Raw genomic sequence first — 9597 nt, forward strand, 5'->3', positions numbered from 1 at the left:
CTAGGGTCAGGATTCATAACCAATAGATGACGAGAGCCGCGAGGGCGATGGCTGAGAGGAAGACCTTGGGGCATCGGTCATAGCGGGTCGCGACGCGCCTCCAGTCCTTGAGCCTGCCGAACATGATCTCGATGCGGTTACGCCGCTTGTATCTCCGCTTATCGTATTTGATCGGCGTCTTGCGTTTCTTCCGGCCTGGGATGCAGGCACGTATCCCCTTGTCCTGCAACGCTTCTCTGAACCAGTCAGCGTCATAGCCACGATCCCCGAGTAGCCATTTGACGTTTGGCAGGCCACTCAGCAGGGCCCGAGCGCCGATATAATCGCTGACCTGTCCAGCGGTGACGAACAGGTCGATCGGTCGCCCCTGACTGTCGCAGATGGCGTGCAGCTTGGTGTTCATACCGCCTTTGGTTCGACCGATCAGGCGACCACGCCCCCCTTTTTGGCGGCCATGCTGGTCGCCGTTCGATGGGCCTTGAGGTATGTTGCGTCGATCATCACGGTCGTTTTCTCGCCGTGTTCCGCCGCCAGCCCGGCCATCATCCGCGCGAAGATGCCCTTTTCGCTCCAACGCTTCCACCGGCTGTAGAGCGTCTTATGTGGGCCATACGCGGCGGGCGCATCGCGCCAACGCAAGCCATTGCGATTGATGAAAATAATCCCGCTCAGCACCCGTCTGTCATCAACCCGGGGCTTCCCGTGCGACCTGGGAAAGAAGGGAGCCAGGCGCGCCATCTGCGCGTCGGTCAGCCAGAAGAGATCGCTCATGTCACCGCTCCGTTTTCGGAGGCGTGAATCACGCAGCGCAACAGAAATCAATGCATCCTGACCCTAGCCGCCATTCCGTTCGGCCTGGATCACGCGTATCCGCTCGGGCCACGTCGACTTGATGAACCCGAGGATGGCGGCAATGTCGCCGTCCGTCAGGATTTCGCCAAATGCTGGCATGCCGGACGTCATGGACACACCCAGCTCATCCAGGACCGCCTGGCCTCCCCGACGGATGTAGTCGGTCAGCATGGCATCATCGTGGTGCCAGGTGTGGCCGGATGCGTCATGCGGCGGTGCAGGAAGAACGCCGCTTTCGTCGGCAACCTGCCAATCGGGCTGCCCTTCGAGCTGGGCGCCGTGGCAGATCGCGCAATGTTCGGCATAAAGCTCGGCTCCGCGCTGGGTCTGGGCCGAGGTGCTGTGGCTCCATCCTGTCCAGAGGGCGATGCAAACGAGGCCCACGGCAAGCAGTGATGCAGTTGGAAGGAAGAGGGCAGATGAACGGCTTCCAGTCATGCCCGCCAGATTGTGGCCATTCACGCGAAGGTCAATATCAGGAAGTTGTTGGGGCGCCTTGACCTTCCCGCGCTGGAAGCTCCCATCTGCTCAGGCATGAGAAGAACCAAGGAAGGTGTCATGCGTTTCCATCTCCCCAACATGAACTGCGGCGGCTGCGCCCGGAGCGTCACTCGTGCCATCCAGTCGGTCGATGCTGATGCCTCTATCGTCATCGATCAGAACCGTCGCGAGGTCGAACTGACCAGCGATCTGCCGATTGACCGCTTTGCGTCCGCCCTTGCTGCAGCAGGCTTCCCCGTGGTGCCGGCGACCAGCTGAGAACCCTCATTCCGCTATTTCAACCTGGCGGGGCACCGCCTTCGCTGGGCGGCGATCACGGCAAACCGCGGCACAAATGGTTTGAGGTTGCTCGACCACAATCTCGTCAACTCCGTCTTCTGCACCTGCAGGAGACGGAGCCTGCTTTGCAGCGCCGAGGCCGAGTGGCAACTTAGTCAAGCGAACCCCAATGTTGCTGCTGCCAGAACAAGATAGCGGCCAATCTTCGCAACGCTGACGAGGAGCAAGAACACCCAGAAAGACTCGCGCAGCACTCCTGCAACGACAGTCAACGGGTCGCCGATGATCGGCGCCCAAGCCAACAGCAGCGACCATCTGCCGTAGTGGCGATACCAGCCCTCCGCTCGTGCCAGGGCGGCCGGGCTTACCGGGAACCAGCGTCGGGTGCGCAGCCGTTCGATTCCTCGCCCGAGAAACCAGTTGACCACAGAACCCAGCACATTGCCGGCGCTCGCAACGGTCAGCACCAGCCATGGCGGGTGGTCGGTCAGCAAAAGGCCGACAACCAGGATCTCGGATTGCGCGGGGAGCAGGGTCGCTGCGGTGAAGGCCGCCAGAAACAGGCCGCCGTAAACGGCAAGATCAATCATGATGACCGGTCAGGCACGCCGGCCCAGCCACTGCCGACGCGGGTTGTCGATGGAGAGGCTGAACTCCATCGGCATCCGTCGAAGCTGCACAGCTCGCCGCGATGACTGAAGCCTCCCCTCAATGTCAAAAGGGGCCTCGTCGTGACGCTCCGCCACGCCCTCCACCTCGGAAGCGGCAACGAACAGGATCACCGCCCGCAAATCGACAAGGCGGCGGATGAGCCAGGGACAGGCTATGCGGCTGATCTTGGACCGGGCGCCTGACACGGATCTTGCGTCCATGCGCATTGTTGGTTGGCAGGGTCACAAGGAGCCCCCTTCCATCGATCTTCCTCCTCAGGCAGCGCGCTCGACTTCGATCGTCAGATGGGAGAGGTCGTGGATATGCGAGAGCCTGGCGCGGTAGGCAGCGGGCTCCAGCGGCATCTTGGACCGGATCGCGACAATCGCGCCGTGGTGACCGGGGCCAAGCTGCCAGACATGCAGATCGGTCACCTGATCCGAGCCGGTTTCGATTGCGGAGCGGATCTCGTCTGGCAGATCCTCATCCTCGGGCACGTAGTCGAGCAGGACCCGGCCCGTGTCGCGGATCAACCCCCAGGACCAGCGAGCGATCACGACGGCCCCGACAATGCCCATCATCGGGTCAAGCCAGTTCCAGCCATAGAGGCTGCCAAGCGTCAGCGCCGCGATGGCCAACACGGAGGTCAGGGCATCGGCCAGGACGTGCAGGTAGGCAGCGCGCAGATTGTTGTCGGTCGCATGCTCATGATGATGGTCATGTTCATGGCTATGGCTGTGGCCGTGGCCGTGGCCATGATGGTGATGCGCGTGGTCCTCGCGCAGCAGCCAGGCACAGATCAGATTGACGATCAGGCCGATCACGGCCACGGTAATCGCCTGGCGGAAGCTGATCGCGACCGGGCTGTAGAACCGCATCAGGCTTTCCCAGCCGATCAGCAGCGCGATCAGCGCCAGGATCACCGCACTCGCGAAGCCCGCCAGGTCCGCCATCTTGCCTGTGCCGAAGGTGAAGCGTTCGTTGCGGGCGTTGCGACGGGCATAGCGATAGGCGAGTGCGGCAATCAGCATGGCCCCGGCATGGGTCGACATGTGCCAGCCGTCGGCAATCAGTGCCATGGAGCCGAAGATGCTGCCGGCGGTGATCTCGACGACCATCATCGCGGCGGTGATGGCTATGACCAGCCAGGTCCGGCGCTCGTTACGCTCGTGATTGTCGCCGAGGTAGACATGCTCGTGCGGGCTGCCCAGCCGCGATGCGTGGATGTTCATTTGAGATAGGTCCTGATGATGTCGATCAGTTCGCCCGCGGCCTGCCCGCGAACGGTGTCCTCGTCTCGGCCGGGATCAGAAACATGCTCGCGGATGTGGTCCTCGATCAGTTCTGCCGTCAGGCCGCCGACCGCGCCGCGGATCGAGGCGACCAGGTTCAGGACCTCTCCACAGGGGGCGTCGGTCTCCAAGGACCGCTCGACGGCCTCGATCTGCCCCTTCAGGCGGCGAACGCGGGCCAGGAGCTTGGTTTTATGCTTTGTCGTGTGACTCATAAGATAGGGGGATACCCTATCTTAGCAGGAGCACAAGGCCGTTACCTGCGTTGCAGAACGGTTTGGGTGACGCCGAAACGGCCACATTTGGAGAGCGGAAGGAGTGTACGCTGGACCATCCCCTTTCGTGACATGCAATCAGGCCTAGCAGATAGAATTCCTCTCTAACGAACTGCATTCTGCAGCGTATAGGTGATCACCAGCTCTTGAACCTGTTTGTAAGCGACATGCGATCGGCATTGACGTTGATGACAAGTATCTTGCCGTCTTCGTGGACCATGCGGACCTCAAAGATGTTGCTGTCCTTTGTCTCTTTAATTCGACCAAGCCGCCATGGCGGGCTCTCGAAAAGCCGAGAAACTTTGGTCTGAGAGTCAGTGAGGATGACGCGCTTCATGATCATGGCAGCGTTAGAATTTTGAGGCCCGGCGACAATAGATAATTCGCAAAAGGGGGATTACCACTGTTCAAACTGGACATTTGCTTTTTTGCGAGCCGCTGTCACTCGCCTTATGGTTCCTGAGAGCGGATGCCAGCGTCCTCGCAAGCACCTGCGGCTTGTCTGCGACATAGAGGCGGTGCTTGAGGCCTTTGTCGCTGACCATGGTCACCCGGGATCGTGCTGCTGTCGGCTGAAGATCAGCAACATACCAGGGCTGACAGGAAAACGCGACGCTTACTCCCGTCTTGACTTTCTTCAGGACGACTGTCTGCAAGATACCTTCCTGTTGATCACCCCGGTAGAGATCCGGGCAGGGTCAGTGTCGAGCCAGATGCTGCCGGACACGGCGCATTGCCACTAAAGTTCGCGAATCTCGGCCTTGGTCAAGCCCATGGCCTCCTCCACGCAGTCTGGCACGTCCGCCAGCTTTGTGCGCAGATTGCGGCCAGAGCTGGTCAGCGCAGTGCGCATAAGGCGCTCATCGGCGTCGTCGCAGGCGCGGGTGACCAGAGATGATGCAGCAAGGCGCTTCAGGACCGGTGTCAGGGTGATCGCAAGGGTTTCTGGGACAGTCTCAGCGACTTCTTCTTTCCCGACGAGGACCGCTGCACCTATGCCGAAGGGCTTTCGCGCGGCTACTTGGTGATCGTGAGTGGGGTGACCGGCGGCGAATATGAGACCCCCCTGGACATCCTGGATGACGAGGGCAGCGTGAATCTCGACGAACGTGCCGAAAGCTGGTGTTCCGAAGGCTGGGGCGGTCACGAGGCCAGCTCCTATGCCTCGGGCAGCACGGCATCCGCCTATGGCACCCGTGCGGGTGCGACGGGTGATCTGGACAGTCCCTATGTTGACGAGGACAGCACGGGCGCTGATGCGTCCTTGCGGCAAGGTCGGGATCTGCGCGGAGACGAGACGATCCCCATCGTGGAGGAACGTCTTCGCGTCGGCAAGCGCGAAACCGGGCAGGGCCGTGTTCGGGTCCGGGCCTATACGGTCGAGGAGCCGGTGAACGAACGTGTTGATCTGCTTGAGGAGCGGGTCCAGATCGCGCGCCGCCCTGTTGATCGCGAGATCGAAAAGGACAATGTCGATGGCAGTCGCGATACGTTGAGCAGCGTGGACCGCGACAACATCGATCGCACCAAGATCTGAACCCCTTGCAGACGAGAGAAAGGGCCTCGCCTCGGCGAGTCTTTTTCCCTATGATCGGGATTGCCTCGACATTGGAGACGGACTGCGGCCGAGGTATCATGCCGTGCAGCGCCTCCACACTCTGCTCCCCAACAAGACGGCTTTGGAAGAAAGGCGCAGTTCGACAATTTACGGATTGCACCCAACATCGTGTGCCTGAACCATATGCTGAACTCGCCTCAAGATCATCATGCAGCCGCGGGCGAAAGCCTTAAGACGGATGCCTCCCGCTGCCACGCGCTTCTCAGTCTGCGTGCGGCGCTGATCTGTGCGACGCTCTGCTGGGTGGTCTTTGCCGTTCTTGCGGGTTTGATGCTGAGCGGTCGTTATGCCGACCTGGATAACCTGGGCTTGCTGCTGTTTCGGAGCTCAGCCGGTCTGGAACTGCGCGGGCCCTCGTGGGCAGCCAACATGACGCGAGGCATAACAGAGTTGGGCGGTGTCACGTTGCGGCACCTCCTTGCCGCATCTGCCGTCGCAATGCTTCTGCTGTTCGGCATGCGACGTCAGGCAGCAATCCTATCTGTCACCATTTTCAGCGGCTGGATGATCAGCGCTTTGCTGAAGCTTGGCTTTGCTCGGCCACGCCCAACCAACGTGTCCCATCTCATGGGAGTGGAAGGTTACAGCTTTCCCAGCGGACATAGCTTCAATGCCGCTGTTGTCTACATCAGCCTCGGCATTGTCCTTGGGACTATCAGCCGGCATTGCGAGATCCGCAGAACACTTGTTTTAACAGGCGTTGCCATCAGCGCCTTGGTTGCCCTCAGCCGCGTGATGCTCGGTGTTCATTACCCGAGCGATGCCTTGGCAGGGTGGATTGCCGGTGCGGGCTGGGCTCTGCTTGCTTCGGCATGGTTGAGTATGGTGTCCACCCAGTCATCCTGATGAGATCAGGTATTTGCTTTATTGCCACGAGGAACTTCATCCATGGCCAAGAAAAAGATCATCTACATTGCCGCCGCAAGTGAGGACAGGCGCATCCGAAACATGATCAAGGCGGAACCACTTCGCACGAAAAGGCTGTTTGAATATGCCGATCTTCCGGTGGAGGAAACATACGACAGACAGTGGCAGGCACAGGTTCGAGAGCAAATTCGCCAATCGACCGGCGTCCTTGTCGTAATCAGCAAGAACACCTTGTTATCTCGCAGTCAGGCCTGGGAACGTCAGTGTGCCGAGGAGGAACGTAAGCCGATGAAAGGCATTTGGGCTTATGATCAGGATCAGGCTTCTGCCAGAAATCTCAGTACAATGGTCTGGACGTGGGGAAACATCGCGAACTGGATTGACGAACTCTGACCGCCCCAGCCTGTGTGGGCAAAGCTGTCGTGCTGCGCTACAACCTCAAGACCGCGTTCGATCCCGTCCTGCCAAAGCCGCCACCAAACACGGAAGTGCGCCGGGTTCAGGGAAAAGAAGTACCACTCGAAGATGCTCCCAAACAGATCGGCTCATTCGTGGCAGTCCGCGTCGCTGACCGGCACTTATGTCTCTTGCGGCGGTCTGCAGGGCGGTGCCTGCGCTATGGCAGAGAATGGCATGCGCCGCGAAGGTCAGGACAGGCAGCAAGACGAGCGTGGAATTAGTGCCTGCGCCCTCACGTCCGAGCCAGCAGGCCACACCCGCGCTTACCGCGATTTCAGCCTCCTGTTCGACGCCCCCGAGGTCAGCGTCATGACCTGCATGCTCCATGGCCAGACGCAGATTGCTTCATGGAAGGAACGGCATGAGGGCTGGGATGTGGAACAATGGCAGTACCGCCCCCGCGACCTACGCGAAAGCAGGATCTAGGCGGCTTTGAGGATCTCAGCAACCACCGGGGTTGGTAACCAACGAGATCGCCCATTGCCACAGCAAGGCGTCCGAAGGAACACCGTATGGGTCATTTCAAGGATCCGCTTACAGGCAGGTAGGGAAGCATTCTCACCACTGACACGAGAAGCGCCCATTCTGGTCGGGTCTAGCTAAGCTGAACGAACAACGGTGCTGGGAGCACTGGCCCGGTTAACATAAATTGTCCGCCTTCTCGGGCTTCGGGAGTTAGCCAGAATCCCCGTTGCGGCGTTGACAGTTATGATGGAATGGTTTCACCCCGATCCCTACATCCTGGTGCTGACCGGAGCGGGATTTCTGATTGCCCTAGTGGCCTGGTTGCCGCTGGCGCTGCGGCGACTGCCCTTGTCGCTGCCCATTGTCTGCATCGGCCTGGGCGCCGCGCTGTTCTCGCTGCCGCAGGTGAGGGTTGATCCCTCGCCCCTGGCCTATCCCGACATCACTGAGCGGTTCACGGAGTTCGTGGTCATCATCGCCCTGATGGGGGCGGGGCTGAAGCTCGACCGGGTGTTCGGGATCCGCCGCTGGCAGGTTGCCTGGCGGCTGATCCTGGTGACCATGCCGCTCGGCATCCTGGCCATCACGGTCCTGTTCGGCACCCTGGCGGGGCTGCCCTGGATCGTCGCCCTGCTGCTCGGGGCGGTCCTGGCGCCCACCGATCCGGTGCTGGCTGCCGATGTCCAAGTCGGCCCCCCGAAAGGCGGCGAGGAGGACGAGGTCCGTTTCGGCCTGACTGCGGAGGCGGGACTGAACGACGGCGCGGCCTTTCCCTTCGTCAACTTGGCCATCGTTCTGGCGGCGGCCGGCACGGGAGAGCCATGGGCGGCCAAATGGCTGGGCTATCATGTGCTGTGGGAAATCGGCGCCGGCGTTGCCGGGGGATACCTGATCGGCCGCGCCTTCGGCTGGCTGACGTTCCGCATCCCGGCGGAAACCAAGCTGGCGCAGACGGGCGACGGCCTGATCGCCCTGGCGGCCACCTTCGTCTCCTATGGCCTGACCGAGATGATCCATTCCTATGGCTTCCTGTCGGTCTTCGTGACCGCGCTGACCTTTCGCCATGCCCACCGCTCTCATGACTTCCACCGCGAGATGCACGATGTCACCGAACAGGTCGAGCGTCTGGCAATGATGGTCCTGCTGCTGCTGTTCGGCGGCGCCCTGGCGAACGGGCTGCTGGGTGCCTTGTTCTGGACCGACATCGTCGCGGCCCTGGTGATCCTGCTCGTGATCAGGCCGGTCACGGGGCTGATCGGCCTGGCGGGGCTGAAGGCGACCTGGAGCGAAAAACTGACGATCGCGTTTTTCGGCATCCGGGGCGTGGGATCGTTCTATTATCTGGCCTACGGTCTCAACAGCATGGAGATCGATGGAGCCGATCGCCTTTGGGCCGTCGTCGGGCTTGTGGTGGTGATCTCAGTCTTCCTGCACGGCCTGACCGTCACGCCGCTGATGCGCCTTCTGGACCACAGCCACGGCCGCGACCCCGACGCGGAAGGCGTCCCGCCGCCGGGCTTGCAGGGACCGGGGGCAGGCGAAGACGCGTCGCAATAAAGCGGTTGATCCGGACCAGAGCGACGAGTGCTCGGTGAGAAATCTCTTTCCTGTGGACTCGAGATGGTGCGAAGCACCCGGCGCAATCGGAACGAAAGGGTGTTTGGAAGGTTTAAACCTGCAGACTTTCCTCATACGCGCCGGATCCTGCCATCGCCCCTGCCAGAGGTTTCTAAAGATGAGCTATTCTTCCGGCGAACCCCTGCTGTCGACCGAGACTGCCTCGATGTCCACGAGCGTTTCCGAGGACGCCCATACCATCATGATCAACAAGGTGTCATGGGGCGCGATCTTCGCGGGCGTCGTGGTAGCCCTGGTGGTTCAGGTGCTTCTGACGATGCTGGGTGTGGGCATCGGGCTTGCAACGCTTGATCCAGGCACGGGTGACAATCCGGCCGCCTCGACCTTCTCGATCGCTGCAGGCATCTGGTATGTCCTTTCGGGCATCATTGCTTCGTTTGCCGGCGGCTACATCGCAGCCCGCATGTTGGAAACCAGAAGCCCCGCTGAAGCGAGAGTGTCCGATCTTCTGTGTATGAGTGGTCCGGTCCATGCTTCACCGAAAGGAAGCATGCATGACGATCTCCAAGGAACTTCTGGATGAACTGCTGAAGGGTATTGAGCGCCCTGAGGATCTGCTCGGCGATGCCGGGCTGATGAAGGAGCTGAAGATCCGGCTCATGGAGCGGATGCTGGGCGCGGAGCTGACCGCGCATTTGGGCTATGAGGAAGGCAAGGAAGCACCGCCCGGCCAGGCGAACCGGCGCAACGGCTCGTCGAC

16 protein-coding genes are annotated in these 9597 nt (G+C 60.9%); 8 read left to right on the forward strand and 8 right to left on the reverse strand.

Annotated features, from left to right (window positions below):
- Positions 1 to 13 precede the first annotated feature (13 nt).
- A protein-coding gene (locus ACTJI6_RS22680) for an IS5-like element ISPso2 family transposase (RefSeq protein ID WP_101754952.1) occupies positions 14 to 771 on the reverse strand; the annotation gives its coding sequence in 2 pieces (ribosomal slippage) (positions 14 to 447 and positions 447 to 771; 759 coding nt in all).
- A 63-nt stretch (positions 772 to 834) separates the two neighbouring features.
- Positions 835 to 1314, reverse strand: a complete 480-nt coding sequence (locus ACTJI6_RS22685) for a c-type cytochrome (RefSeq protein WP_440803931.1) — start codon at positions 1312 to 1314, stop codon at positions 835 to 837.
- A gap of 96 nt (positions 1315 to 1410) precedes the next feature.
- Between ACTJI6_RS22685 and ACTJI6_RS22690 the strand changes: the two genes are divergently transcribed.
- Entirely contained in the window at positions 1411 to 1611 is a 201-nt protein-coding gene (locus ACTJI6_RS22690) for a heavy-metal-associated domain-containing protein (protein WP_126155171.1), read from the forward strand.
- 176 nt (positions 1612 to 1787) lie between these two features.
- Here ACTJI6_RS22690 and ACTJI6_RS22695 read toward each other — a convergent pair whose 3' ends face one another.
- The 6 genes from ACTJI6_RS22695 to ACTJI6_RS22720 all read right to left on the reverse strand — a co-directional run bounded on the left by ACTJI6_RS22695 (position 1788) and on the right by ACTJI6_RS22720 (position 4506).
- The gene (locus ACTJI6_RS22695) at positions 1788 to 2222 is read right to left on the reverse strand and encodes a YqaA family protein (RefSeq protein WP_126155170.1); all 435 of its coding nucleotides are present in this window, start codon (positions 2220 to 2222) and stop codon (positions 1788 to 1790) included.
- A 9-nt stretch (positions 2223 to 2231) separates the two neighbouring features.
- Positions 2232 to 2510 (reverse strand): chromate resistance protein ChrB domain-containing protein, encoded by a 279-nt coding sequence (locus ACTJI6_RS22700; protein WP_377697526.1) that lies wholly within the window; start codon positions 2508 to 2510, stop codon positions 2232 to 2234.
- Between the two features lie 48 nt (positions 2511 to 2558).
- Positions 2559 to 3515, reverse strand: coding sequence for a CDF family Co(II)/Ni(II) efflux transporter DmeF (dmeF, locus tag ACTJI6_RS22705; protein WP_440803933.1), 957 nt, complete (start codon positions 3513 to 3515; stop codon positions 2559 to 2561).
- Positions 3512 to 3790 carry a metal/formaldehyde-sensitive transcriptional repressor gene (locus tag ACTJI6_RS22710; protein WP_440803935.1) on the reverse strand — a complete coding sequence of 93 codons (279 nt, stop codon included), beginning with the start codon at positions 3788 to 3790 and terminating at the stop codon, positions 3512 to 3514. The genes dmeF and ACTJI6_RS22710 overlap by 4 nt, the downstream gene beginning before the upstream one ends.
- Before the next feature lie 196 nt (positions 3791 to 3986).
- Complete coding sequence (locus ACTJI6_RS22715; RefSeq protein ID WP_306607776.1) at positions 3987 to 4187, reverse strand: hypothetical protein; 201 nt, start codon at positions 4185 to 4187, stop codon at positions 3987 to 3989.
- Between the two features lie 70 nt (positions 4188 to 4257).
- The gene (locus ACTJI6_RS22720; protein WP_306607774.1) at positions 4258 to 4506 is read right to left on the reverse strand and encodes a hypothetical protein; all 249 of its coding nucleotides are present in this window, start codon (positions 4504 to 4506) and stop codon (positions 4258 to 4260) included.
- A gap of 368 nt (positions 4507 to 4874) precedes the next feature.
- On the opposite strand from ACTJI6_RS22720, the gene ACTJI6_RS22725 reads away from it, so the two are divergent.
- The 7 genes from ACTJI6_RS22725 to ACTJI6_RS22755 all read left to right on the forward strand — a co-directional run.
- Positions 4875 to 5387 (forward strand): YsnF/AvaK domain-containing protein, encoded by a 513-nt coding sequence (locus ACTJI6_RS22725; protein ID WP_440803949.1) that lies wholly within the window; start codon positions 4875 to 4877, stop codon positions 5385 to 5387.
- A gap of 204 nt (positions 5388 to 5591) precedes the next feature.
- A complete protein-coding gene (locus ACTJI6_RS22730; RefSeq protein ID WP_440803938.1) occupies positions 5592 to 6314 on the forward strand; it encodes a phosphatase PAP2 family protein in 723 nt (240 codons plus the stop codon).
- A gap of 42 nt (positions 6315 to 6356) precedes the next feature.
- Positions 6357 to 6728: a hypothetical protein gene (locus tag ACTJI6_RS22735; protein WP_440803940.1), complete on the forward strand. Its 372-nt coding sequence runs from the start codon at positions 6357 to 6359 to the stop codon at positions 6726 to 6728.
- A gap of 240 nt (positions 6729 to 6968) precedes the next feature.
- Positions 6969 to 7220 carry a hypothetical protein gene (locus ACTJI6_RS22740; protein ID WP_440803942.1) on the forward strand — a complete coding sequence of 84 codons (252 nt, stop codon included), beginning with the start codon at positions 6969 to 6971 and terminating at the stop codon, positions 7218 to 7220.
- Positions 7221 to 7505: 285 nt separating this feature from the next.
- Positions 7506 to 8816 carry a cation:proton antiporter gene (locus ACTJI6_RS22745; protein WP_440803944.1) on the forward strand — a complete coding sequence of 437 codons (1311 nt, stop codon included), beginning with the start codon at positions 7506 to 7508 and terminating at the stop codon, positions 8814 to 8816.
- Between the two features lie 178 nt (positions 8817 to 8994).
- Positions 8995 to 9420 carry a hypothetical protein gene (locus tag ACTJI6_RS22750; RefSeq protein ID WP_440803946.1) on the forward strand — a complete coding sequence of 142 codons (426 nt, stop codon included), beginning with the start codon at positions 8995 to 8997 and terminating at the stop codon, positions 9418 to 9420.
- The coding region (locus ACTJI6_RS22755) for a transposase (RefSeq protein WP_440801813.1) at positions 9392 to 9597 on the forward strand (206 nt) is incomplete at its 3' end. The genes ACTJI6_RS22750 and ACTJI6_RS22755, both read left to right, overlap by 29 nt.

This window comes from Paracoccus sp. 22332 (genome assembly GCF_052045125.1).
In the GTDB taxonomy this organism is placed as follows: domain Bacteria; phylum Pseudomonadota; class Alphaproteobacteria; order Rhodobacterales; family Rhodobacteraceae; genus Paracoccus; species Paracoccus haematequi_A.

Coding starts and splice junctions, on each gene's coding strand:
- ACTJI6_RS22715 (WP_306607776.1), bottom strand. CDS start 4,187: ATGAAGCGCGTCATCCTCACTGACTCTCAGACCAAAGTTTCTCGGCTT.
- ACTJI6_RS22700 (WP_377697526.1), bottom strand. CDS start 2,510: ATGCGCATGGACGCAAGATCCGTGTCAGGCGCCCGGTCCAAGATCAGC.
- dmeF (WP_440803933.1), bottom strand. CDS start 3,515: ATGAACATCCACGCATCGCGGCTGGGCAGCCCGCACGAGCATGTCTAC.
- ACTJI6_RS22710 (WP_440803935.1), bottom strand. CDS start 3,790: ATGAGTCACACGACAAAGCATAAAACCAAGCTCCTGGCCCGCGTTCGC.
- ACTJI6_RS22735 (WP_440803940.1), top strand. CDS start 6,357: ATGGCCAAGAAAAAGATCATCTACATTGCCGCCGCAAGTGAGGACAGG.
- ACTJI6_RS22690 (WP_126155171.1), top strand. CDS start 1,411: ATGCGTTTCCATCTCCCCAACATGAACTGCGGCGGCTGCGCCCGGAGC.
- ACTJI6_RS22730 (WP_440803938.1), top strand. CDS start 5,592: ATGCTGAACTCGCCTCAAGATCATCATGCAGCCGCGGGCGAAAGCCTT.
- ACTJI6_RS22750 (WP_440803946.1), top strand. CDS start 8,995: ATGAGCTATTCTTCCGGCGAACCCCTGCTGTCGACCGAGACTGCCTCG.
- ACTJI6_RS22740 (WP_440803942.1), top strand. CDS start 6,969: ATGCGCCGCGAAGGTCAGGACAGGCAGCAAGACGAGCGTGGAATTAGT.
- ACTJI6_RS22745 (WP_440803944.1), top strand. CDS start 7,506: ATGGAATGGTTTCACCCCGATCCCTACATCCTGGTGCTGACCGGAGCG.
- ACTJI6_RS22695 (WP_126155170.1), bottom strand. CDS start 2,222: ATGATTGATCTTGCCGTTTACGGCGGCCTGTTTCTGGCGGCCTTCACC.